The sequence below is a fragment of the Planococcus sp. APC 3900 genome, from assembly GCF_030407735.1.
GTDB lineage: Bacteria > Bacillota > Bacilli > Bacillales_A > Planococcaceae > Planococcus > Planococcus notacanthi.
In genome coordinates, this window is sequence record NZ_JASDCT010000001.1 from 589,258 (window position 1) to 614,506 (window position 25,249).

The 25,249-nt window shown below is 45.8% G+C and carries 24 protein-coding genes; 21 read left to right on the forward strand and 3 right to left on the reverse strand.

Features of this window, described 5'->3' with window-relative positions:
• Positions 1-37 precede the first annotated feature (37 nt).
• The 21 genes from QMA04_RS02965 to QMA04_RS03065 all read left to right on the forward strand — a co-directional run bounded on the left by QMA04_RS02965 (position 38) and on the right by QMA04_RS03065 (position 21,893).
• Entirely contained in the window at positions 38-811 is a 774-nt protein-coding gene (locus QMA04_RS02965; RefSeq protein WP_290183913.1) for an SDR family NAD(P)-dependent oxidoreductase, read from the forward strand.
• Positions 812-844: 33 nt separating this feature from the next.
• On the forward strand, positions 845-2,368 hold the full coding sequence (locus QMA04_RS02970; RefSeq protein ID WP_290183914.1) for a class I adenylate-forming enzyme family protein: 1,524 nt from the start codon (positions 845-847) through the stop codon (positions 2,366-2,368).
• 12 nt (positions 2,369-2,380) lie between these two features.
• Positions 2,381-3,772: a short-chain fatty acid transporter gene (locus QMA04_RS02975; protein WP_203338920.1), complete on the forward strand. Its 1,392-nt coding sequence runs from the start codon at positions 2,381-2,383 to the stop codon at positions 3,770-3,772.
• A 19-nt stretch (positions 3,773-3,791) separates the two neighbouring features.
• Positions 3,792-4,778, forward strand: a complete 987-nt coding sequence (locus tag QMA04_RS02980) for a quinone oxidoreductase family protein (protein ID WP_290183915.1) — start codon at positions 3,792-3,794, stop codon at positions 4,776-4,778.
• A gap of 114 nt (positions 4,779-4,892) precedes the next feature.
• Positions 4,893-6,074: an acetyl-CoA C-acetyltransferase gene (locus QMA04_RS02985; RefSeq protein ID WP_290183916.1), complete on the forward strand. Its 1,182-nt coding sequence runs from the start codon at positions 4,893-4,895 to the stop codon at positions 6,072-6,074.
• Positions 6,067-6,969, forward strand: coding sequence for an NAD(P)H-dependent flavin oxidoreductase (locus QMA04_RS02990; protein WP_203338930.1), 903 nt, complete (start codon positions 6,067-6,069; stop codon positions 6,967-6,969). Before QMA04_RS02985 ends, QMA04_RS02990 begins: the two co-directional genes overlap by 8 nt.
• Positions 6,953-7,771, forward strand: coding sequence for an enoyl-CoA hydratase-related protein (locus tag QMA04_RS02995; protein WP_290183917.1), 819 nt, complete (start codon positions 6,953-6,955; stop codon positions 7,769-7,771). The genes QMA04_RS02990 and QMA04_RS02995 overlap by 17 nt, the downstream gene beginning before the upstream one ends.
• A gap of 165 nt (positions 7,772-7,936) precedes the next feature.
• A complete protein-coding gene (locus QMA04_RS03000) occupies positions 7,937-9,340 on the forward strand; it encodes an MBL fold metallo-hydrolase (protein WP_290183918.1) in 1,404 nt (467 codons plus the stop codon).
• Between the two features lie 91 nt (positions 9,341-9,431).
• Positions 9,432-9,806 carry a rhodanese-like domain-containing protein gene (locus tag QMA04_RS03005; protein ID WP_191714999.1) on the forward strand — a complete coding sequence of 125 codons (375 nt, stop codon included), beginning with the start codon at positions 9,432-9,434 and terminating at the stop codon, positions 9,804-9,806.
• Between the two features lie 168 nt (positions 9,807-9,974).
• Positions 9,975-11,219, forward strand: a complete 1,245-nt coding sequence (locus QMA04_RS03010) for a dicarboxylate/amino acid:cation symporter (protein WP_191715000.1) — start codon at positions 9,975-9,977, stop codon at positions 11,217-11,219.
• Positions 11,220-11,406: 187 nt separating this feature from the next.
• The gene (locus QMA04_RS03015; RefSeq protein ID WP_290183920.1) at positions 11,407-12,390 is read left to right on the forward strand and encodes a LacI family DNA-binding transcriptional regulator; all 984 of its coding nucleotides are present in this window, start codon (positions 11,407-11,409) and stop codon (positions 12,388-12,390) included.
• Complete coding sequence (gene rbsK, locus QMA04_RS03020; RefSeq protein WP_191715002.1) at positions 12,387-13,268, forward strand: ribokinase; 882 nt, start codon at positions 12,387-12,389, stop codon at positions 13,266-13,268. The genes QMA04_RS03015 and rbsK overlap by 4 nt, the downstream gene beginning before the upstream one ends.
• Complete coding sequence (gene rbsD / locus QMA04_RS03025) at positions 13,265-13,651, forward strand: D-ribose pyranase (RefSeq protein ID WP_191715003.1); 387 nt, start codon at positions 13,265-13,267, stop codon at positions 13,649-13,651. Before rbsK ends, rbsD begins: the two co-directional genes overlap by 4 nt.
• Before the next feature lie 18 nt (positions 13,652-13,669).
• Positions 13,670-15,172 carry a sugar ABC transporter ATP-binding protein gene (locus tag QMA04_RS03030; RefSeq protein ID WP_191715004.1) on the forward strand — a complete coding sequence of 501 codons (1,503 nt, stop codon included), beginning with the start codon at positions 13,670-13,672 and terminating at the stop codon, positions 15,170-15,172.
• Between the two features lie 7 nt (positions 15,173-15,179).
• Positions 15,180-16,097 (forward strand): ABC transporter permease subunit, encoded by a 918-nt coding sequence (locus QMA04_RS03035; protein ID WP_191715098.1) that lies wholly within the window; start codon positions 15,180-15,182, stop codon positions 16,095-16,097.
• Between the two features lie 13 nt (positions 16,098-16,110).
• On the forward strand, positions 16,111-17,034 hold the full coding sequence (rbsB, locus tag QMA04_RS03040; protein ID WP_191715005.1) for a ribose ABC transporter substrate-binding protein RbsB: 924 nt from the start codon (positions 16,111-16,113) through the stop codon (positions 17,032-17,034).
• A 197-nt stretch (positions 17,035-17,231) separates the two neighbouring features.
• Positions 17,232-17,501 carry a hypothetical protein gene (locus tag QMA04_RS03045; protein WP_191715006.1) on the forward strand — a complete coding sequence of 90 codons (270 nt, stop codon included), beginning with the start codon at positions 17,232-17,234 and terminating at the stop codon, positions 17,499-17,501.
• A gap of 272 nt (positions 17,502-17,773) precedes the next feature.
• Positions 17,774-19,276: a D-alanyl-D-alanine carboxypeptidase/D-alanyl-D-alanine endopeptidase gene (dacB, locus tag QMA04_RS03050; RefSeq protein WP_301610813.1), complete on the forward strand. Its 1,503-nt coding sequence runs from the start codon at positions 17,774-17,776 to the stop codon at positions 19,274-19,276.
• A gap of 142 nt (positions 19,277-19,418) precedes the next feature.
• The gene (locus QMA04_RS03055) at positions 19,419-20,141 is read left to right on the forward strand and encodes a gamma-glutamyl-gamma-aminobutyrate hydrolase family protein (RefSeq protein WP_191715007.1); all 723 of its coding nucleotides are present in this window, start codon (positions 19,419-19,421) and stop codon (positions 20,139-20,141) included.
• Positions 20,142-21,095 carry a dipeptidase gene (locus QMA04_RS03060; protein ID WP_191715008.1) on the forward strand — a complete coding sequence of 318 codons (954 nt, stop codon included), beginning with the start codon at positions 20,142-20,144 and terminating at the stop codon, positions 21,093-21,095.
• Between the two features lie 15 nt (positions 21,096-21,110).
• Positions 21,111-21,893 carry a class I SAM-dependent methyltransferase gene (locus QMA04_RS03065; protein ID WP_290183922.1) on the forward strand — a complete coding sequence of 261 codons (783 nt, stop codon included), beginning with the start codon at positions 21,111-21,113 and terminating at the stop codon, positions 21,891-21,893.
• Between the two features lie 48 nt (positions 21,894-21,941).
• On the opposite strand, the gene QMA04_RS03070 is transcribed toward QMA04_RS03065, so the two are convergent.
• The 3 genes from QMA04_RS03070 to QMA04_RS03080 all read right to left on the reverse strand — a co-directional run bounded on the left by QMA04_RS03070 (position 21,942) and on the right by QMA04_RS03080 (position 25,021).
• The gene (locus tag QMA04_RS03070; RefSeq protein WP_191715010.1) at positions 21,942-22,847 is read right to left on the reverse strand and encodes a YihY/virulence factor BrkB family protein; all 906 of its coding nucleotides are present in this window, start codon (positions 22,845-22,847) and stop codon (positions 21,942-21,944) included.
• Between the two features lie 147 nt (positions 22,848-22,994).
• Positions 22,995-24,302, reverse strand: coding sequence for a hemolysin family protein (locus QMA04_RS03075; protein ID WP_225218432.1), 1,308 nt, complete (start codon positions 24,300-24,302; stop codon positions 22,995-22,997).
• 89 nt (positions 24,303-24,391) lie between these two features.
• Entirely contained in the window at positions 24,392-25,021 is a 630-nt protein-coding gene (locus tag QMA04_RS03080) for a YfbR-like 5'-deoxynucleotidase (RefSeq protein WP_191715011.1), read from the reverse strand.
• Positions 25,022-25,249 lie beyond the last annotated feature (228 nt).

Consider the following 25,249-nt stretch of genomic DNA (forward strand, 5'->3'; position numbering starts at 1 on the left):
GGAATTTTCTTTCAATGGAAAGGGGAAGGTAAAGATCATGGAAAACTATACGTACCCGACATTTGATCTCACCGGTAAAAAAGCGCTGGTTACCGGAGGAAGCAAGGGGATTGGGTTAGCGATTGCTGCTGGCTTGGCGCATGCAGGAGCCGAAGTGCTCATAACCGGAAGAAATGAAGCAGCCCTCAGAGAAGCAGCTGAAGGAATTAAAAAACAGGGGCATCAGATTTACTGGAAATCGTCGGATGTGACTCTAAAAACAGAAGTGGAAAAGCTATTTGAATACATGGATCAGGAGTTTGGCCAAATTGATATCTTGGTTAACAATGCAGGAATGAATATCCGAAAGCCGCTGGTTGAAGTGGAAGAAGAAGATTGGGACAAGGTGATTGGAACCAACCTAAAGGGGATTTTCCTGGTGGGACAGCAGGCAGCCAAGCGAATGATTGACCAAAAAAGCGGGCGCATCATCAACATTTCATCCATTCTCGGCAAAATCGGCAATCCCCTGCAGACCAGTTACGCAGCCAGCAAAGGCGGAATCGACCAGCTGACGAAAGTATGGGCTGCTGAACTTGCGGAACACGATATTACGGTTAATTCCTTAGCGCCAGCCTACATAATTACACCTATGACAGAACCGTTTTTGCAGGATGAAGAGCGGTTTGAGAAAATCATTAACCGGACCATGATGAAAAGAATGGGAAGAGCGGATGAAATGATTGGACCGGCTTTGTTTTTTGCCTCGGATGCTTCTACTTATGTGACTGGCCAAGTTCTTTATATCGATGGAGGATGGACGGCTAATTAATGGAGAAAGATGACAGAAACAAGGGGGAGACAAATGAAATACGCAAATGTTGCAGAGCTGCTTGCATCAAGGTGCAAAGAAAATCCGGATAAGGAATTTCTGGTAGTCGAAAACAGAGATGGTGCTGTAGAACGAATGACTTACCAGCAGTTTTATGAACAGGTAGGCAAGCTTGCCCAGGTACTGCAAAGCAAGGGCATCAAACAAGGTGACAAAGTGCTGCTGCATCTGCCGAATGGCAGTGCTTTCATGAAGTCCTGGTTTGCGATTTTGTCTATCGGTGCTGTAATGGTTCCGACGAATGTTTTGTCGCCTGAAGAAGAAATGAAATACCTGGTAAGCCATTCAGAAAGTAAGTTGATCATCACTGAAAAAGAGTATGAGCAGAAATTCTCAAGCTTTGATTTGCCTTTGTTATTTTCACGATTAGGAGAAGGGAAACAAGGAAGCTGGCTGGAGGCAGATATTGATCAGGCGGATCCCCTCTTGGAAATGCCCAAGCTTAAGCCACAGGATGAAGCGGCAATTCTCTATACGTCAGGGACGACTTCAAAACCGAAAGGCGTAGTGCTGACGCAGCGGAATTATTTGCATACCGGGAAGCAGATGGCGGAGACGCTTGGCTATCGGCCGGAAGATCGCGTATTGATTGTATTGCCGATGTTCCATGGCAACGGCCAATACTATATGGCGATGCCCGCTCTTTATGCCGGTGCCGGCATCGCCATCACCGAGAGTTTCAGTGCCACCAATTACGTCAAGCAGGCTAAACGGTTGGAGGCGACAATCGGTTCGCTTTTTTCAGCTCCTATAAAAATGATCTTGAAAAAAGACTACGATCCCGAAGATCGACAGAACCCGCTCAGGCTGATCATCTATGCACAGGCATTGACAGAGCAACAATACGAAGAGTTTCTGAAAAGATATGATGTAGAGCTCCGCCAGCTGTACGGCATGACCGAGACCGTCGCCATTCCTTTAATGAATCCAGTGGACGACTTGCAGGATCCCATCAGCATCGGCATGGAAGCCTGCGGGTATTCAGTTGCTTTAAGAGATGAGAATGGCCAGGAAGTTGCTGCGGGAGAAGAAGGGGAAATTACGGTCAGAGGAGAACCGGGCGTAACGATCATGAAAGAGTATTTCAAAAATCCGTCTGCCACTGCGGAAACGATTCAGGATAACTGGCTCTATACGGGAGATATGGCAAAAATGGATCCGAAGACCGGCCTTTTCTATTTTGTCGACCGCAAGAAAGACATGATGAAACGGTCCGGAGAAAACATAGCGGCTGGAGAAGTTGAAGCCGTCATCAATGAACATGATGCTGTATTTGAAAGTGCAGTCGTTTCTGTACCGGATCCGGTATATGAAGAAGCCATTCATGCTTTCGTCATTTTAAAAGAAAATCGAGACCTGGCGCCTGAAGAGTTATTGGACTGGTGCAGGGAGCGCCTTGCCAAATTCAAAGTGCCGCAGGAAATTCATTTTACGGAAGATTTCCCGCGTACTTCAGTCGGCAAGATCCAGAAACAGCAGATGAAAAAATGGGTGTAAGGGGGAGCAACGATGACCAAAGTGAAAAGTGCTGAGGAATTGGAACGGGAAAGAGTGTTGAATGCGAACAAAAACAACCCGCTTGCTAAAGTAGCAGGGGTGTTTGCACGCATTGCAGAAAGATGGTTGCCTGATGCATTTGTATTTGCCATCATCCTGACGGCCATCGCTTTTATTGCTGGCGTCATTTTCACAGATTCAAGCCCCTTCGATATGATGACGTATTGGGGTGACGGAATGTGGGGCTTGCTGACGTTTACAGCACAAATTATTACCACCTTTGTTTTGAGTTATGCTCTTGCACTAACGAAGACCGTTTCGCGGACACTTGAAAAAATTGCGGCTATCCCAAAATCTCCGAACTCTGCTATTTTGATGGTGACATTCACAGCATTGGGTGCTTCCTTGATCAGCTGGGCATTTGGATTGGTGGTAGCTGGGATTATCGCGAAGATGGTGGCCAAAAAAGTCCTTGATGTAGATTACCGTGTGCTCGTTGCTGCAGGATATTCCGGGTTTTTAATTTGGGAAGGTGGTTTGTCTTCCTCTCCAGCTTTATTTGTTGCAACAGCCGACCATATTTTTGAAGGTGATATCGGATTAATTCCGATCTCAGAAACCTTATTATCTGCTCTTAATATTGCTATTGTGGTCATTTTGTTCTTTACTTTGCCGTTTGTTATGCGCTTAATCCACCCGAAAAATCCGAAAGACCGCTATATTGTGGAACAGTCACGCTTGGAAGAACCGGTAGTGGAGGAAGATGCCAAAGAAGAAACCAATTATCCAAATGACAAAATTGAAAAGACACGTTTGATTCCGCTCATTGGTGGATTTTTGGGATTAAGTTATTTGATCAATCATTTTATCGCCAACGGATTTTCACTGGATTTGAATACCGTCAACTTAATATTCCTGACAGCGGCTTTGTTGTTGTTCTCGAATGTGCGGGAACTTGCTGAAGGATTATTGAAATCCGTCAGCAGCGTCGGACAATTCGTTCTGCAATATCCATTTTATGCAGGGATCATGGGCATGCTGAGTGCTTCCGGATTAGCGGTATTGATTTCCAACTTCTTTATTGATATTTCAACAGACAACACCTTGCCGCTTTGGACGTTCTTGTCGGCTGGAATCCTGAATGTTTTTATTCCGTCGGGAGGCGGACAATGGGCAGTTCAAGCGCCGTTGGTCATTCCTGCTGCACTTGAAATGGGCGTCGATCCCGCTAAAGTTGTAATGGCTGTAGCTTGGGGCGACAGCTGGACGAATATGATCCAGCCTTTCTGGGCAATTCCTTTGCTGGCGATTGCAGGCTTGAAGATTCGCGACATTATGGGGTATACGATGATTGCGCTGATCTATGGCGGTTTAGTGATCGGAGCTTGTATGTTGATTTTCTGATTTGAACAGGAGGTGCATTATGAAAGCAATTGTCGTCAGAGAAACCGGGAAGCCTGATGTGTTGGAGCTGCAAGAAGTAGAAAGACCAAAGGCTGCTGCAGATCAGGTGCTGATCCGGGTCGAAGCGATCAGTGTCAACTTTGCAGATATCAAAGCACGGCAAGGACAGTATCACGGTGTGGCAGCAGATGCCGTATTTACGCCAGGACTGGATTGTGCAGGAGTGGTCGTGGAAGCTGGAGCAGATGCAAAACGCTTCAAGGCGGGGCAGCGTGTGATGGCCTTTCCATCTGGTGGCTCTTATGCTGAATTTGTTGTGGCCCCTGAAAGTTTGGTTTATCCAATTCCTGATGGGCTCAGCAGCGAAGCGGCTGCAGCTTCTTTGACTGTCGGTGTCACTGCCTATAATGTCATTCGAAAGATGGCCAGGCTTGAACAAGGTGAGAGCATTTTAATTCATGCAGCGGCTGGGGGAATCGGTTCTACAGCCATTCAATTGGCGAAGCTCTTCGACGCTTCCCGAATCATCGGCACTGTCGGCAGCGATGAAAAAATGGAGAAAGCCAAATCCTTTGGGGCGGACGAAGTCATCAATTACCGGACAGATGATTTTGTAGAGAAGATCAATAAACTGACAAACGGAAAAGGTGTGGATGTCATTCTGGATACAGTGGCCGGCGAAAACTTCGAGAAAAGCCTGAAATGCTTGGCGCCATTTGGCCGGATTGTCTCTTTCGGCCATGCCAATGATGGTTCGGTGCCGGGAATCGCAAAAACCGATGATCTTCATTCAAGTTGCCGGTCGGTCATCGGATATAGCACGGGCACCTACAGGAAGCACAGGCCTGAATTTCTTAGGGAAGGTGCGGAAAGAATAACTGAATACTTGCTCCAGAAGCAATTGGAAATTGTAATTTCCAAACGTTTTGCATTAAAAGATGCTGCACAGGCACATGCCCATATCGAAAGCAGAATGAGCATCGGGAAAGTGCTGCTGATTCCTTGAGTTACTAGGTTGTTTTAGGAGGCAGAAAAATCTTCATGTTTTTTCAAATAAATTACTAATAATAAGTAAGCTGTTGATAGACGAAGTGAAAACGGTGGAAGGGGAAGTTGGAATATGAATAATGTCTACTTAATAGATGGAGCAAGAACGGCTTTTGGAGGATTTGGCGGATCATTCGCCAATACGGATGCCACGGAACTGGGAGCGGCGACGGCAGTTGAGGCTTTAAAGCGGTCGAACGTTAAAGCGGAGGACATCAACCATGTTTTTTATGGAAATGTCATCCATTCCAGTTTGAATGCCGCGTATATCGCTCGCCATATCGGATTGAAAGCGGGTGTGCCGAAAGAAGTGCCGGCGTTGACCTTGAATCGTTTATGCGGCTCAGGCGCTCAGGCGGTCGTTACGGCAGCGCAGCATATTTTGTTAGGAGAAGCTGATTTAGTATTGGCTGGAGGGGCCGAGAATATGTCGATGTCGCCATACTCCAGTTTTGACCAGCGTTTCAGCAAGTCGAAAATGGGCAATCTGCAATTCGATGACATGCTGACTACGACATTGACGGATCAGTATACAGGAAGCGGCATGGGGATGACCGCAGAAAAACTGGCGGAGCAATACGATATCTCTCGCGAAGAGCAGGATGCATTTGCGGTGGAATCCAATCAAAAAGCTGCCCGGGCGACTGAATCCGGTGTATTTGCAGAACAGATCGTCGGCGTGGAAGTCAAGACGCGAAAAGGTGTTGTGGTGGTCGATAAAGACGAGCACATTAAACCGGATGCCAATCAGGAAGCTTTATCGAAACTTCGCCCATCGTTCAAAAAAGAGGGGACAGTCACAGCAGGCAATGCGTCTGGAATAAATGACGGAGCGGCATCGCTTGTCGTGGCGAGCGAGGAAGCGGTAAATAAGCATGGCCTGAAGCCAATGGCACGAATTGTTTCCTGGGGAGTGGTCGGAGTGGATCCGACCATTATGGGCATCGGGCCTGTACCTGCGATCAAGCAAGCCTTGGAACGGGCGGAACTGACGCTTGACGACATTGACTTGTTTGAACTCAACGAAGCATTCGCTGCGCAATATTTAGCGGTGGAGAAAGAGCTTGGTCTGGACCGTGACAAGGTCAATGTCAATGGCGGCGCGATTGCATTAGGCCATCCGGTAGGGGCGAGCGGTGCACGGGTCTTATTGTCGCTTGCCTATGAGCTGAAGCGCCGCGGCGGGAAATATGGAGTAGCCAGCCTATGCATCGGCGGCGGCCAGGGGATTGCGGTGGTGATTGAACATGCTTAAACTGCCGGTTATCGTGGCGCCGATGTTCTTGGTGTCAACACCCAAAATGGTTATTGAAGCATCGAACGCAGGAGTGATCGGTTCTTTTCCGCTGCTCAATGCACGTCCTGTGGAGACTTGTGCTGAATGGCTGAAAGAAGTGAAAGAATCACTCGGAGAAAAGCCGTGGGCAGTCAATTTCATTTGCCACCGTGGCTCCAATAAACGATATGAAGAGGATTTTGAATTGATTCGCCAATATGAACCGCCGATTGTCATCACGTCTCTCGGATCTCCTGCCGATGTTATCGAGATCGTCCATGCTTATGGAGGACTGGTTTATTCGGATGTCGCCAATATTCGGCATGCGAAAAAAGCGGCTTCCAGTGGAGTGGATGGCCTGATTCTTGTATGCGCAGGAGCGGGAGGGCATGGAGGCACAATCAACCCATTCGCTTTTATTGCGGCAGTGAAAAAATTCTATAATGGAACGATTATTTTATCAGGCTCTTTGTCTACAGGAGCGGATGTGGCTGCAGCTAAATTAATGGGGGCGGATTATGCCTATATGGGTACGCGTTTCCTGGCAGCCGAAGAAAGCAGTGCGCCGGAAGACTACAAACAGATGGTCATCGATTCATCAGTGGAAGATGTCCTCTATACCGATTCCTTCAGTGGAGTGCCGGTCAATGTGTTGATTCCGAGTTTAATCAAACAAGGCATCGATCCGAAAACCTTGAAACCGAAAGATGAAATCGATTTGTCGCATCTGGTCAACGCCAAAGCTTGGCGGGATATCTGGTCAGCTGGCCACGGCGTAACGACCATCACCAAACGGGAGACGACCAAGGCAATTGTGGATCAATTGCTTGCTGAATATGAGGAAGGGGTGGCTGGGCTTGTACGAAACGATTAAAACAGATCTTCAGGACGGAATCCTTACTTTAACTTTGAACCGTCCGGACAAAATGAATGCCTATACCGAGCAGATGAACGAGGAGCTGCTGCAATTCTATAAGGAAGTAAACAATGATGATAACGTGCGCGTCATCGTGGTGACGGGAAGCGGCCGGGCTTTTTGCGCCGGTATGGACTTATCCGAAGGGGGATCCACTTTCTCTTCCGAACAATCTTCCGAAGACTACAGGGACCTTGGCGGCCAGGTGAGCCTGGAGGTATACAAAGTCAACAAGCCGATTATCGCTGCCATCAATGGTCCGGCTGTCGGCATCGGGATGACCATGACGTTGCCGATGGATATCCGGATCGTCAAAAAAGACACTAAGATCGGCTTTGTGTTCGGCCGCCGCGGCATCGGTCCGGAAGCAGGATCCGGTTGGTTTCTGCCGCGTGTTGTAGGAATCGGCAAAGCACTCGAATGGACCCTCACCGGACGTTACATCCCGACTGCTGAAGCGGTTGAAGCGGGATTGATGCAATACGAATCGGAAGATCCATTGGCGAAGGCTTATGAAATTGCTCGTGATATCGTTGAAAATACAGCTGCAACTTCCAATAGCTTTACCCGCCAGCTGTTGTGGAAAATGCTGGGGCAGGAGAATCCGCTTGAGTCCCATCTGATTGAATCGAAATTCCTGCACTGGGCAGGACAAAATGCGGATGCCGATGAAGGGATTCAAGCATTCGTCGATAAGCGAAAAGCGGAATTCCCAATGAAGGCCAGTGAACTGCCAAGTTTTTTTGAAGAGCAGCAATAGAGAACTGATGATGCAAAGGTTGGATTCTGATGCCACAAAAGTGGCGACTGGATCCAACCTTTTTATAGTTAACCAAATGAAATCTCTTTGATAAGCAGAATCTTTTACAATATATACCCCGGGTGGTATATTGATATCAATAAATGACTGAAAGGAATTGATGATATGCTATTGAGATATTTCTATGATGAAAATTTAGCGCATGCTTCATATGTAGTCGGCTGCCAAGCAACAGGGGAAGCGGTAGTGATAGATCCAATGCGCAATATTACTGCTTATGAAGAGCTTGCTGCGAAAGAAAACTTGAATATTGTTGGTGCTTTGGAAACGCATATCCATGCTGACTTTGTTTCAGGGTCGCGTGAATTGGCGAACCGCTTTGGAGCTGTCCTCTACTTATCTGATGAAGGTGACGCAGATTGGAAATATGAGAATCTCGAACATATCAATCATCAATTATTGAAAAATGGGGACCAGTTCAAGATAGGGAATTTGGTGTTTGAAGTGATGCACACACCTGGGCATACACCAGAAAGTATTTCCTTTTTATTGACGGACCGTGGCGGCTCGGCAGATAAAGCGATGGGGATTTTCACCGGTGACTTTGTATTTGTTGGTGATGTAGGAAGACCGGACCTGTTGGAAAAAGCGGCAGGTATGCAAGGGACTTCTGAAGCAGGCGCAAAAGAGCTGTTCAAGTCACTTGAGCGCTTTAAAAAGTTGCCCGATTATCTTCAAGTATGGCCAGCTCATGGAGCGGGAAGTGCTTGCGGAAAAGCGCTTGGTGCTGTGCCTTCAACTACAGTCGGCTATGAAAAGTTGTTTAACTGGGCCTTGCAATATGATGATGCCTTGGCATTTCAAAAAGAATTATTGGATGGCCAGCCCGAACCGCCTTCCTATTTTGCTGTTATGAAAGCAGTGAATAAAACCGGCTTAGAATTGGTGAAGGAACTTTCTGAACCTGCAGAAATAGATTCGATAGAGGAACTGGAAAGTTTGATTGCAGAAGGGCATCAGGTTTTGGATTTGCGCCCGGCTTCTTCATTCAGCAAAGGTTATATTCCCGGATCCATCAATATTCCATTCAATAAATCATTCGCCAATTGGGCCGGCTGGATCGTAGACTATAAAAAGCCGCTCTATCTTTTGTTGGATCCGGAATCAATGGGTCCGGTGCTTGAAGTTCTGCATTCAATCGGTATTGACGATATAGCAGGCTATACAGATGTTTCAAAAGCGCTGAATGAGGCTGCAAAGCTGGATTCATATGAGAATGTAACACCGGAGCAGGCGAGGAAACTGATTGAAGCAAAGGAAGGCTATGTGCTTGATGTACGCAGCCAAACTGAGTATGATGAAGGACATATTAACGGGGCTGACCATATTATGGTCGGTACGTTAAAAAACCGGCTGGACGAAGTCGATCCGAATAAAACCGTTATCGTCCAATGCCAAGCAGGTGCACGTTCAGCCATTGCAGCAAGCCTTCTTAAAGCGAGTGGCTTTGAGAACCTCGTTAATCTGACTGGTGGTTACGAGAAGTGGAAAGAAGAAATATCAGTTTAAGGTTCTTGAAGATTGAAAGGAAAGTAAAGTGGATTTGATTCCAATTGCTGAATTGGAAACAAGGATTTTTTATAGAAGAAGGAGTAATGAAATGGTCACAAGTTTAATGTTGATTGGCGTCCCGGTTTTCCTGACAGCCTATGGCGTTTATAAAAGAACTGTTCCTGTTCACGGAGTAGCGCATGAGGCTCTGGGCCAAGTTGATAGTGAAGTTTATACCTTGCTCGATGTTCGTGCCTATAATGTCTCTTATAAAGAGCCGCTTCCAGAAGCCTTTAATTTGCCGATTTCGTATTTTACAAGAGGATATAAGGAAATACCGAACAAACCAATCCACTTGTTTGCAGAAAATCAGTCGGAAAAAAACCTGGCAATCCGCCTGCTCCATCAAAAAGGTTTTCAAGTGGCAAGCTATAGCTTGATGGGAGAAAATAACGAAGATAAAATGCATACCGCTTGTTGTTAACCAAAAGCCTGTATAAATGGTTCGCCATTTATACAGGCTTTTTTCTTATTTTAAAATAGTTAATTTATTTTGAAGATACTGTAGATTCGGCGAATTACTTAAAAGTTGTCATGAATATACACTTTCCTATAAAATGTTTTTATGTCTAGAAACGAAAGAGGGAAATGAATGAAAAAACCTGGATTAACGGCAAAAGTACTGAGCGGACTTGTCTTAGGTGCACTTGTTGGTTTACTGATCAACTTATTCGCACCTGACTCCTTTGAAGCGTTGAATACATATTTATTTGTGCCGCTTGGCCAAATATTCTTAAGTTTGATTAAAATGTTGGTCGTTCCACTTGTGTTATTTTCTATCATTCTTGGAACCGCTGGACTTGGCGATCCTGCTAAGTTAGGAAGAATTGGTATTAAGACTGTTGGTTATTTTTTAATTACTACAACAATTGCTATCGTTATTGGCTTAGCGCTTGCAGCTGTGGTCCAGCCTGGATTGGCTGGGGATTTTGATTTATCCAGTGCTTCTTTTGAAACAGAAGAAGCCCCATCTGTTGGAGAGACGTTATTGGCAATGATTCCTGATAACCCGATTGCGGCTCTGGGAGAAGGCAATATGCTGCAAATTATTGTATTTGCTGTCTTTATCGGTTTGGCGTTGACGGCTCTTGGTGAAAAAACGAAAGGTCTTGTCCATTTATTCGAACAGGGCAATGACGTCATGATGTATTTGGTAGGCATCGTTATGAAATTTGCTCCGTATGGTACATTTGGCTTGATTGCCACGGCTGTAGGGTCTCAAGGATTCTCAGCAATGAAAGCCATGGGATCTTATATGCTGGTCATTCTAGCAGCTCTCTTTGTCCATGCAATTTTCACTTACGGAGGAACCATCAAGTTTTTGGCGAAGAAAAGCCCAATTTGGTTCTTTAAGAGCTTCGCACCTGCAATGAGTGTAGGATTCAGTACGTCAAGCAGTACGGCGACTTTGCCGATTTCAATGGAAGTGGCACAGGAAAAACTAGGTGTGCCGAAATCCGTCAGTTCTTTTGTGCAGCCTCTAGGTGCCACGATCAACATGGACGGTACAGCAATTATGCAAGGTGTTGCAACAATGTTCATCGCCCAAGCATATGGCATTGATTTATCAGCGATGGATATGGTAACGGTCGTGCTGACAGCTGTTTTAGCAAGTATCGGTACAGCGGGCGTTCCAGGCGTAGGCTTGATTATGCTGGCCATGGTATTGAGCAGTGTCGGTTTGCCTCCTGAAGGCATCGGCCTGGTTATCGGAATCGACCGTCTGTTGGATATGACACGGACGGCGGTTAATATTTCAGGTGATGCTGCATGTGCGGTTTATGTAGCAGAAACTGAGAAAAACAGAGATTTGCGTATGGAAAATATGAATGCTTAAAAAAACGGGTTCCCTTTAACTTAAGGGAACTTTTTTTATAGAAATGAAAGAAAAAATCGTATTTACGGCTTATTTTAGGTTCAAAAGACTATCGTAACTGGTAAATGTTCACATTGACAGATGAGAGGGTGCATTATATATTATGTGTAACCGGTTACACATTGCAGGAGAAACGGAGTCGTTTTAAATGACCACTATTAAGGATGTAGCAAAAAAAGCAGGGGTCTCTGTGGCGACGGTTTCCAGGTTCTTAAATGACAGCGGGTACGTCAGTGCAGATGCGGCAAAAGCGGTAACGGCTGCAGTAGACGAACTTAAATATGAATTAAATCCCGTTGCACGTTCTCTCAATACGAAAAAATCGAATTTGATCGGATTGATTTTGCCGGATATCACAAATCCATTTTTTCCGGAACTTGCACGTGCAGTTGAAGATGTTGCGTTGACATATGGTTACACCGTCGTATTATGCAACTCAGATGAAAATCCTGAAAAAGAAAAGAACTATATTGAAACATTAAAGAAAAAATATATTGCAGGATTTATCGTGACTTCCAATCAGTTGGATGCACCGCATTATGCCAATGCCAATGTGCCGATTGTAGCACTTGACCGTGCAATCAACGATAAGATACCTGTCGTTTCCTCGAATAACAAGGAAGGTGCAGTCATTGGCACCAATGCGCTTCTCGAAAGAGGATGCCGGAATGTCCTTTTCTTAAGAGGTCCTGAAGAATTGAACCCGGCCAATGACCGGTATGCTGGCTTCATGGAAGCGATTCGGCAATCAGACGCGGATTACCAGGTAGTAACCTGCCCATTCCATTTTGCAGATTCACAAAAAGTGGTGGAACAGGCATTGCAGGATAATCCATCCATCGACGGCATCTTTGCCAGTAGTGATGTGTCAGCTGCGGGGGCTTTAAAGGCCGCAGGTACGATCGGAAGGCAAGTGCCTGATGATCTGCAGATTGTTGGCTTTGACGGCGTGGCGATGGGTGAGATGCTGTCTCCGGGATTGACCACTGTCGCACAGGATGTTTATAAGATGGGCGCAGTTGCAACCCGGGTCCTGATCAAACAAATTGAGAATAAGAAAATTGAACAGAGTTTTTATGAAGTTCCCGTGAAATTAGTGATTCGTGGAACAACAAGGAGTGTAGCGGAATGATTACAGTAGTCGGAAGCATCAATATGGATTTGGTCGTCCAAACCGATCGTTTTCCAAAGCAGGGCGAAACAGCTTTGGGAAATCTATACAAAACAGTCCCTGGAGGCAAAGGAGCCAATCAAGCAGTGGCAGCGGCAAGGCTGGGAAGCGATGTCCACATGATCGGAGCAGTTGGGCAAGATGCATTTGGAACTGAGCTGCTGACCGGATTGGAGACCGAGGGGATTCAAGTCCAAGGGGTCAAACGGATCAATGGGGCAAGCGGAATTGCCAACATCCTGCTATCGGAAGGAGATAACCGCATTATTGTCGTGCCAGGTGCGAATTATAGCGTGACAACTGGAGAAATTGAGGGATTCACGAAGCAATTGGCAGCCAGCGATTTGGTGATGATGCAATTGGAAATGCCGATTCCAGTCATTCAACGAACCTTGGAAATCTGCCATGAGAACGGTGTTCCGACTATTTTGAACCCGGCGCCGGCAAGCGGATTTACCGCTGACTTTTTGCCCTATTGTACGTACTTAACGCCAAATGAAACCGAAGCGGAAGAGATTTTTGGCGGCAATTGGGAGCAGGCCTTGGAGGAGTATCCAAACCGTCTTGTAGTGACGCTTGGACAAAAAGGCGCCCAATTTTTCGACGGAGAAAAGCATGTTATTGTCGAAGGATTTCCTACCGAAGCGGTAGATACAACCGGAGCAGGCGATACATTCAACGGAGCATTGGCTGCTGCAATAGCGGAAGGCCAAGATTTCGAACAAGCTGTTCGCTTTGCCAATGCCGCCGCTTCCTTATCTGTAGAAAAATTCGGTGCGCAAGGCGGTATGCCTGAACGGGATGCAGTCCTTGGACGGATGGGCGGTGCCCGCTCATGAAAAAACATGGCATCATCAACCGTGACATAGCGTCAGCTTTGGCTGCTTTCGGCCATACGGACCTGTTGGTCATAGGCGACTGCGGTTTACCGATTCCGAAGGGCGTTCCGTGCGTTGATTTGTCCTATAGAATAGGCGACCCTGCGTTTTTGACCATCCTGGATGCAGTCCTGGATGACTTTGAAGCAGAAGCAGCGTTTATTGCCCAGGAAATAACCAAAGGCAACCCTGAAGTAGAAAATGAAATTCTAAAGAAAATGAAGGCAGACTATATAACACATGAAGAGCTGAAAGATCTCAGCAAACAGGCGAAATTGATTATCCGCACTGGAGAAGCGACACCTTACGCTAATATTGTCCTTCGCTCCGGCGTCATCTTTTAAAGAAGGCAGGTGAACACCATGATTAACATGACTGATATTTCGAAGTCATTCAGCGGCAATAAAGTTTTGAAAAATGTGCACTTCACATTGGAAAAAGGTGAAATCCATGCACTTATGGGTGAAAACGGTGCTGGGAAATCGACTTTAATGAAAATTATGTCTGGCATTTATACGCGGGATTCTGGAACCGTTGAAGTAAAAGGAGAACAGGTCAACTTTACTTCCCCCAAGCAAGCGGAAGAAGCAGGGATTGCAGTTATCCACCAGGAACTGAACATCCTGCCTCATCTGTCAATCGCTGATAACTTATTTCTTGGGCGCGAAGAGACGATTGGCCGCACCGGAATTTTGAAAACCAAGCAGATGGAAAAAAAGACACGCCAAATTCTTGGGGATCTTGGCTTGGATATCAATCCTTCGGACCCTGCCAGTACGTTATCAGTGGGCAAGCAGCAAATCGTTGAAATTGCCAAAGCATTGTCAGTGGATGCGGAAGTGATCATCATGGACGAACCGACTGCGGCATTGACGGATCGGGAAATTGACAGCTTGTTCAAGACCATACGTGAACTACAGAAGCGCGGTGTATCTTTCATCTATATTTCTCACCGGATGGAGGAGATTTTCTCACTGTGTGACCGGATCACCATTTTGCGGGACGGGGAATTTGTGGGGGAACGGAAAATCAGTGAAACTTCTTTTGATGAAATTGTGCAAATGATGGTAGGACGTGAATTGGGGGAGCGTTTCCCTGAACGGAATTCGGAGATTGGTGAAGTAAAACTTTCTGTCAAAGGTTTGAAGCGAAAAGATTGCTTTGAAGATATTTCGTTTGAACTCCGGAGAGGCGAAGTGTTGTCGATTGCCGGACTCATGGGTGCAGGGCGTACAGAAGTGGCGCAATCGCTGTTTGGCTATAAAAAGTTGGATGGAGGCACTATTGAATTTGACGGCAAGCAAGTTAAAATCGATACACCGAGAAAAGCCAAGGAAATGGGCATCGGGTATGTAACGGAAGACCGGAAATCAGAAGGGCTCGTTGTGGACTTTTCAGTAGAGGAAAATGTCAGCATGACCAATTTTGCGGCTATTTCCAAAAACGGCCTGATTTCCAAAGACAAAGAGCGCAAGCTTTACGACACGATGGTTAAACGCCTCGGAATCCGGACATCAGGTCCAGATCAGGCAGCTAAGTCTTTGAGCGGCGGCAATCAGCAAAAAGTAGTCATCGCAAAATGGCTTGGTATTGAACCGAAACTGTTGATTTTGGATGAGCCGACGCGCGGTGTTGACGTTGGAGCGAAAAAAGAAATTTATTCGATCATCAATGAACTGGCTGAACGCGGTGTTGCCATTCTGATGATTTCTTCGGAATTGCCGGAAGTGATCGGTATGGCTGATCGGGTTCTAGTGATGCACGAAGGCAAAATTACAGCAGATTTACCGAAACAGGAAATGACACAGGAACGAATTATGCATTTTGCAACAGGAGGTGGAAAACTTGCAGTTGAAGACCAATAACCAATCTATGCTTCAGAAGATAGCTCCCTTTATCGGGTTGATCCTTATTATCGTAATTATTACGGCTTTAAACCCCGGGTTTTTATCCGTCTCCAATTTAATGAACGTGCTTCGGCAGGTTTCCATTAACGCTTTGATTGCCTTTGGTATGACTTTTGTTATTCTGACAGGAGGCATCGATTTATCGGTCGGGGCGACTCTTGCCTTAACAGGAGCGGTCACAGCAGGAATGATGGCCAGTGGAATAGATCCGATTTTCGCCATGCTGCTGGGCTTATTGCTCGGTGCAGTATTAGGTGCCATTAACGGATTCATTATTGCCAAAGGGAAAGTGGCGCCATTTATCGCAACCTTGGCGACAATGACCATTTATCGTGGCTTGACGCTTGTGTATACCGACGGACGTCCGATTTCCGGATTAGGCGACAGCCTGACGTTCCAAATGCTCGGCAAAGGATATTTCCTTGGAATTCCGGTACCGGTAGTGACGATGATCATCAGTTTTGGAGTTTTGTATTTCATTTTGAAGAAGACGACATTTGGCCGTCGTGTCTATGCAGTTGGCGGGAACGAAGAGGCATCGATCCTGTCTGGGATCAATGCGGACCGCATCAAAATTTATGTTTATTCCTTGCTTGGCCTGTTGGCAGCATTGGCTTCCTTGATCTTGACATCGCGCCTGAATTCGGCTCAGCCGACCGCCGGTGAAATGTTCGAACTGGATGCTATCGCAGCAGTTGTGCTTGGCGGCACAAGTTTGACCGGTGGCCGTGGATGGATTGTCGGCACATTGATCGGTGCGCTGATCATCGGTGTATTGAACAACGGTTTGAACTTGATTGGGGTTCCGTCCTTCTTCCAGCAAGTAGTGAAGGGTGCAGTCATATTATTAGCGGTTCTTCTGGACCGTAAAAAAACAGCATAAGGGGTGCAGGAAAATGAAAAAAATGCAATTAGGGTTCATCTTGTTGGCAATGATGATTTTGGCGGCTTGTTCGATGGAAGCTCCAGGATCAAGTTCTGAAGAGGAAAGCGGCGATGGCGGCGAAGCAAGCGGCGATTACACAATCGGTTTTTCTGTTTCGACATTGAACAATCCGTTCTTTGTTACGTTGAATGAAGGCGCTGAAGAAAAAGCTGCAGAGCTTGGCGCAACTTTGACAGTAGTGGATGCACAGGACAATGCTTCAAAGCAAGCAAGTGATATTGAAGATTTGATTCAACAGGAAGTGGATCTGATTATGATCAACCCAGTCGATTCTGAAGCGGTTGCAGCGGCAGTCGAATCAGCGAACTCGGCAAACATTCCGGTCATCACAGTTGACCGCAGTGCTGCAGGCGGAGAAGTGGTTTCCCATATCGCATCTGACAATACAGCAGGCGGCGAAATGGCAGCAGAACATCTAACTTCAATCGTAGGTGAAGGCGCTGCAGTTGCAGAGCTTGAAGGCGTACCAGGATCTTCAGCTGCACGTGAACGTGGAGAAGGATTTAACAAGATTGCTGCTGAAAGCTTGGATGTTGTGGCTAAACAAACAGCAAACTTCAACCGTTCTGAAGGCTTGTCCGTTATGGAAAATATCCTTCAGGCAAACCCAGACATTAAGGGAGTATTTGCTCACAATGACGAAATGGCATTAGGTGCTCTTGAAGCGATTGAAGCTTCTGGAAAAGACATTGCTGTTGTCGGATTTGACGCTACAGATGATGCAGTGAAAGCGGTGGAAGATGGCCGTCTGGATGGAACAATTGCTCAGAAACCTGAAATGATTGGTGAAATGGCTGTTGAAGCAGCTGTTCAGTCACTCGAAGGCGAAGAAGTGGAAGCATCGATTCCAGTAGAATTGGAATTGATCAAGTAAAAAAGCAACAGAATAGATTGATATAACGCAGGCTATAGATGTACTCGAATCATTCGAGTCGTCTATGGCTTTTTTCATTTGAAGAATACCTTCGTTTCAACCTGTGGCTTTTCCCAATAGCAGAGATTACCTCAGGTGCATAGTGGTTTTCTATTTCTGTTATACTGGTGTCAAAAGCAGGGACAGGGGGCCAGGTCATGAAGGATATTTGGGTAGTCAAGTACGGTGACCACACCATTCGAGTCGTCAATACATGGACCAACGAAAAATTATTTGTGGATGGAGTTTTACAGGATGAACAGGTGGGTCTGCATTTTACTTCCCGCTTGTTCGGGAAAGTGAAAAACGAACAAGGGGAATTTGAAGAAATCAAAGTATCGATCGGCACTTGTTTCTGTAGGATGGAATGCCGGATTTTTGTGGGAGATCAATTGGTTTATACAACGGAAACGCAATGGGGAGGGTGAAGCGGGAACAGGAATGTTCGTTTTGTGGAAATTCTATAACTAATATGATTCAGCGGAAGCTTTTACAGTTCTGCTGAATTTTTTATGGAACGCTATGGGTGCATCGAGCTAGTAGCGGATGTAAATAAAACAATGCTTGAATTCAGGATGGATAATATCCCTATATTGACAAAAAAATCCTATGAAAAAAGATCTGTTTGTGAAGTTGTCTGATAACTTAAGCGGTTGTTATGGTACATTCTTTAACAGATTAATGGATAGGGGATGGAATCATGACAGGCAAGAAATTTTTGGCAGGGGCAATATTTTTAATGGTGACAGGGGCATTGGCGATTTCCCCCCTACAGTTTGCGGAGCGAGAAATAACAGCAGGGGCGGATGATGAATATGCATCTTTGGCGAATGAAATCAATCAGATCCTGCAGGATGAACGGTTGGATGGTGCTTTGGCAGGAGTCAGCATCAGGGAGGCGGAGACAGGTGAAAAAATCTATGATCATTTTGGAGACACGCGTTTGGTTCCAGCTTCGAATACCAAGCTCATCACTGCCGCAGCAGCTTTTGAAACTTTAGGGGAAGACTATCGCTTTACTACGGAAATACATACAGATGGAGCAGTAAAAGGGAAAATGCTTAAAGGCAATCTCTACTTAAAAGGGAAAGGAGATCCTACACTTCTACAGGAAGACTTCGAGGAGTTCGCACAGGAATTGAAAAGCCAAGGGATTCAAAAAATCAAAGGCGATTTGATCGGCGATGATACGTGGTATGACGATGTCCGGTTGTCAGAAGACATCACCTGGCAGGACGAAATTTATTATTACGGTGCACAGGTTTCTGCATTGACTGCCTCGCCCAATGAAGATTATGATGCGGGCTCTCTTATTGTTGAAGTGAATCCGGGTGATTCAGCCGGTATAGAGCCGAAAGTATCGCTGTCACCGAAAACTGATTATGTAACAATCGTCAATCGGGCGAAGACAGTAGCGGCAGACCAACCCAAAACAGTAGCCATCAGCCGCGAACATGGAACCAACCAAATTGTAGTGGAAGGGAATATCCCGGTGGAGGGATCACGGACGCGGGAATGGATTGCTGTTGATGAACCTTCAGGTTATGCCCTCGATTTGTTTGAAAATGCGTTGCTGGCTGAAGGCATCGAGTGGGCTGGAAAACATACACTGGAAATGGGGGAAACGCCGGACGACAGCACCCTGTTGGTGGAGCACGAGTCGATGACGCTGGCTGAGCTTTCGATTCCTTTCATGAAGCTCAGCAACAATGGCCACGGTGAAGTGCTGGCCAAGGAAATGGGCCGCGCGGTAAAAGGAGAAGGCAGCTGGGAAGCCGGACTGGAAGTAATGGAAGATGTAGCAGGAACACTGGGCGTCAATACCGACACTATCCTGCTTCGTGATGGTTCGGGCATGTCCCATGTGAATTTGATGCCAGTAAATGAAATATCTCAATTGCTGTTTGGAGTCCAGAGCAGACCATGGTATGGCAGTTACCTGAATTCGCTTCCGGTTGCGGCGGATGCAGAGCGGTTCGTTGGCGGCACATTGCGGAATCGGATGAAAGAAACAGCCGCTCAACAAAATGTCAAAGCAAAAACGGGAACGTTGACAGCCGTCTCCGCTTTGTCTGGATACGCCACCACCAAAGACGGCAAGCCGTTGATTTTCTCGATCATCATCAACAACGATTTAGCTTCGGTTACCCCGATTGAAGACGCTATTGCGACAGCAATCGCTGAATCAGGAAAAGAACAGTAAGAACAAAACGGAAAGCTTTCGGGCTTTCCGTTTTTCTGATGAACTCTTCCAATTAATAAAGTTGGGAGATGAACTAGTATTCCACCAGTAAATTCTGTATGTTTATTATATTCAGTTTTTAAAAATGGGAGGGTATACATAGATGAAACCGATTATTGGCCTTACGGCATCTCTGGAATTGGGACGCGATGCATACGATATTGAACTGGCGGACTCAGAAGCGATTTTAGCCGCAGGCGGCTTGCCGATCATGCTCCCACACTTGATGGAAGAGGCGGATATCGATGAAATTGCTGAACATATCGACGGGCTTTTCCTGGCGGGAGGTTATGACATTGATCCGACTTTATTCGGCGAGGAGCCGCATCCGAACCTTGGCGTAATTATTCCTTCACGCGATGTATTTGAGCTGGCTCTAACGAAAAAAGTTCTGGAATTGAAAAAGCCGATTCTTGGTGTGTGCCGGGGAGCACAAATTTTGAATATTGCGGTCGGAGGCGATATGTATCAGGACATCACCACACAAGCAAAAGCAGATTTGCTGCAGCATCAGCAAAAAGCACCGCGGTTCCACGGTTCTCATTTTGTTGAGGTAACAGAAGGATCGCTGCTGCACCGCTTAACTGGACTCAAGCGCCTGAAAGTTAATAGCCGCCATCATCAAGCTAACCGCCAGGTGCCTCAGCCGATGATCGTCAGCGGTGTATCAAGTGACGGCATTGTGGAAGCGATTGAAAGTACAAAACATCATTTTGCGTTGGGTGTGCAATGGCATCCGGAAAACATGGCAAGAGCTGCCGATTCGGCGTCGCTGGGTATCTTCCAAGGCTTTATCGAAGCCTGCCGAGAAGAAGGAGATGAGTAGATGAAGATTTTCGATACACATTGCGATGCGCTGCTGAAACTGCAGATTGCAAAACGGAATACGTTATTCGACGGGGAAATGTTGGACTACCGGAAGTCGAATGACCTCGAGACCAATTTTGAACGGCTGCAGGCAGGCGGTGTAAAAGTACAGTTTTTCGCCATCTTCATCCATCCGGAATTTCCTTCTGATGAAAAATGGCAGCACGCTCTCGAGCAAGTGGATTTATTCTACAGCGAAATCCTCGGGAAAAATCCATTGATGAAGCATATCAAAGAATGGAAGGACATTGACCAATTAAAGCCAGATGAAATTGGCGCTGTTTTGACCTTGGAGGGAGCCGATGCGTTCGGCAATGATTTAACAAAGCTGCGCCACCTCTATCGTCTGGGTGTGCTTTCAATCGGACTGACTTGGAATAATGCCAATCTTTGTGCGGATGGTGTCGGAGATCCGAGAGGTGCGGGATTGACGGTCTTGGGGAAAGAAGTGGTCTGCCTCAATAACGAACATCATGTGTTTACGGATGTGTCCCATTTATCCATCAAGGGATTTTGGGATGTCATGGACCTTGCAAAATACCCGATTGCCAGCCATTCCAATGCCCGGTCTCTTTGTGATCATCCACGGAATCTGAATGATGAACAAATTCGGGCGATGTTCACCAACAATGGCATGATCGATGTCGTATTTGCTCCGCAGTTTATCAATAAAGACAGTGAACAGGCAACGATATCGGATTTGGTCCGCCACATCGATTATCTCTGTTCGCTTGGAGGAATTCAGCAAGTCGGCATCGGATCGGATTTTGATGGAATTTCTTCGCACATTACAGGGCTTGGAAATGCATCGGAATTCCCTAATTTGATCAACGAATTGCAAAAGCAGTATACGGAAACAGAAGTGGAAGGGTTTGCGTACCGCAACTTTCTAAACCACCGCCCAGGAATGTGAATAAGGAGGACCGGCATGAAAAAGACACCGAAACAAAAAGTAGAAGAAGTGTTCGGGAAGAACGCTGATAAATACGTCACCAGCAACAGCCACGCAAAAGGGGATGATTTGCCGTTGCTTGTTGACTGGCTGAAACCTGAAAAAACGTGGAAAGTGCTGGATATTGCAACAGGCGGGGGACATGTGACAAAAACATTGGCGCCACATGTGGCCACAGTATTTTCTACGGATCTGACGAGAGCGATGTTGGAAAATACAGCAAAACATCTGCGGCACAACTTCGACAACATCGAGTACGTGGTGGCGGATGCCGAAGCCTTGCCATTTCTCACAGAAACCTTTGATGCAGCAGTATGCCGGATTGCACCGCATCATTTTCCGCAACCAGACCGCTTTATCTCCGAAGTAGCGAAGGTTTTGAAGACAGGCGGCAAGTTTATTCTGATCGACAATGTCGCACCAGCCGATCCCGAATTGGCGAAGTTTATGAATACGACGGAACGATTAAGAGACCACAGCCATTTTCGGTGCTTATCAAAAGCGGAATGGGCCACGCTGCTGAAGGAAAATGGAATGAAAGAACTGAAGTCGGCCGATCGGCGGAAGACGTTTGACTATCCTTCATGGGTAGCACGTACTGCTGAAAGCGAGGGGCAGATGGAAGAGGTTTCCCGGCACCTGACCGGGGCAACTCAGAAAGCCATCGACTATTTTGCGATCAATGGCCAAGATGGCAAGATCCAGGACTTCACAATCGACGAATGGATGGCTCTTTTCGAAAAAGTGGATCAAAAATGAACTGATAAAAAAGCCCCTTCACCTTTTTCGGTGAAGGGGCTTTGTGGTTTAGTATTTGTTCATGGAAGACTCTGTGTCTTTCGCTTCTTTTTGATTTGCTTCGCTTTGCGCAACAGGGTCAGAAGAATCTGCTCCTTTCGCATTTTTGCGTCTGTGCAGAATAGCATTGATTTCAGCACCGATAACAAGAATCAATCCTGTCAGGAAGAACCAAAGCATCAGGACAATTAGTCCTCCAAGACTTCCGTAGGTCGCTGAATAGCTGCCGAAGTTAGCAACATAGATGGAGAATCCGAATGACACAACTTGCCACAGGACTGTTGCGATGACAGCGCCGATAATAACTTCCTTGAATGGGAAATGTTTGTCAGGAGCGAACTTGTACATAAGAGCCAATACAATACTCATGACTGCGATGGAGACAACCCAACGCAATACTTGGAAAATAATTTCGGTTTGCTCTGGCAAGTTCAAAAATGATTTGATCATATCGATAATCGTACCACCGAAAATCGGCAAAATAAGGGCAACGATGACCGCAACCAGCATGCCAAGCGTCAAGACGATAGCTGTTGCTTTCAGCTTGATGAATGAACGGCTTTCTTCGACTCCATAGGCTTGGTTGGTGGCATCGATAAAAGCAGTCAATGCGTTTGATGCAGACCAAAGCGTACCCAAAATACCGAATGTCAACAAACCGCCTGAAGGGGTGGTGACAACACTGACGATGGTATCCTGGAATGTTGTAGCCACTTCTCCTGGAAGAATGGTACCGATGAAATCCACGGCTTTCTGTGGATCAATCTGAAGATAAGGCAAAATAGCCAGCAGCAAAATCAATAAAGGAACAATAGCGAGTAGATAGTAATAAGCCTGTGCTGCAGCCAGGGTCGTTGCTTTATCTTTTTTGAATTCACTGCCAAGTTCTTTGACGAACCCCATAGCTTTACTCATAGAACAACCTCCATTTTAGAATTAGTTATTCTTTATATGCCCTATTGCACAGCTGGTTAACCCTAAAAACGAAAACAGACGCATTTATAAAATGAAGCTAGATTATTTGGAACACAAAAAAAGGATGTCCGCAGGCGGACATCCTTTTTAAGATGATTTTTGCAACAGGTCACAGGCAACTTTCAGAATGTGGTGATTTTCCATTTCCACAATCGACCACTGGCAACCTTCTTTTATGAACTGGTCGCCGGTTTCGGCTTCAATCAATTGATGCTGAATCCAACCAGCGATTGTGTCGATGTCTTCACTGTCTTCGAATGTAAAGCCGAAACGTTCTTCGAGATCTTTTAAAAGGACACGTCCATTCAGAAGATAGCGGGTTTCGCTTTCCTTAATAATTTCCTCATCTTCCTCTTCATCAAATTCATCACGGATTTCTCCGACGATTTCCTCTAATATGTCTTCCATTGTAATCAGACCTGAAGTTCCACCATACTCATCAATGACCAAAGCGATATGCGTACGCTCTTTTTGCATTTTCACTAAGGCATTTTGAAGTGGTGTGGTTTCATGAAAATAAGGAAGGTCATGTATCAGTTCTGACATTTCAAATTGGCCGTTGACGGCATAATGCGTCAACACTTCTTTGGCGTTGATAAAACCGACAAGATCGTCTTTGTCCCCGTCTCTGGCGATAGGATAACGTGTAAAACGATGCTCACGGATTTCCACCAGAAGCTCCTCGTTCGTCAAATCATCAGAAAAAGCGATCATTTGAGTACGGGGAATCATTACGTCTTTTGCACTGCGCTCATCAAAAGCAAAGATGTTCTGCATGTAGGAAAGTTCAGTTTGATTAATTTCCCCACTTTGGAAACTTTGCGCCATGATGATCTTCAGTTCTTCTTCTGAATGGGCTTGTTCTTCTTTGGCAGGTTCTACACCGAAAACCCGTAAAAGAATACGAGCCGAACCATTCAGGATGAAAATGAACGGGTACATGATTTTGCCGAACCAATAAAGGAATGGCGACAGCGTCAAAGTCATCCGTTCAGCAAATTGAAGTGCCAATGATTTGGGGGCCATTTCTCCGATGACCACATGAAGAAAAGTCACCAGTGAAAAAGCCAGCACAAAGGAAATGATGGTAGAAGCAGATGCAGGAACACCGAGCGTTTCGAATAAAGGATGCAAAAGCCGTTCAATAGTCGGTTCACCTAACCAGCCAAGTCCGAGGGCGGTAACGGTAATGCCAAGCTGACATGCGGACAGGTAGTAATCAAGGTCACTGGTGATTTTCTTGACCAATACAGCTTTTTTGTTTCCTTCATCAATCAATTGGTCGATGCGCGACATCCGGACTTTAACGACGGCAAACTCTGATCCGACGAAAACAGCCGTTAACGCGATTAATAAGACGAGCAAAACTAAATTCAATAAAAGTATGGGGTCCAATAAATTCCCTTAAATAAGGGATTCACCTCCGAAAGTATTTGTTGAAGTTAAATTTACCATATTTTGAGCTTGAAATATATACTGAAGCTTTAATGTTCAGCAATGATCTGGCGCGTAATCTCTTTTACATCGATAGCTGTGTCTTCGTTGATCACATCGCCAAGCATGACATCTCTGAAATAAGCAATGCTTGCCGGCAAAGGCAGATCCAGTATTTTAGTCAAAGCAATCCGGTACATCACCACAAATTCTTTGTCGGTATTGCCGCGTTTCAACTCCGCGAATGCTTCATAGAATTGGTCCAGTTTATCCGCCAGTTCCAGCAGCCGCCCTTCTACAGTCGCGTCTTTCCCTTCTTTCATGCGTTCGAAAAAGACATCTTGAAATTCTTCCGGAATCTCACGCAGGATGAACTTTTCCATCATGCCTTCCTCCACTTTTGCAATCATTTCTTTCAGCTCAGGTGAAGCATATTTGACCGGTGTTTTAATGTCGCCGATAAACACTTCAGCAAAATCATGGTTGATGGTCTTTTCATATAATGCCTTCCAATCAACTTCACGTCCGGCGCGTTCTTCGATCGTGGCAAAAAACATGGCGTATTGGCTCACTTTCCACGAATGGGCTGCAACATTATGTTCTTCAAATTTAAATCTGCCAGGTGCACGGATAATCCGCTCTAAATCATTCAATGATGTAAAAAAACGATGAATTCCCATAATGACGCCTCCTTTTAATTAGGTTGAAATTAAGAATGAATGCTCAAACCTGTACACGGAAAGAGATTCTTAAGCAATCGCTCCACGAGTATTTGGTTTTCAGAAGCTGATTTGCGGAATAACTACAGCAGAATAATACCCATTTAAGTGAGTAGCTTAACTTAAATAATTCATTCCCTTGTCTTCAGCATACACAACTTTTTAGTATAATAAAAATAGCACTATTAA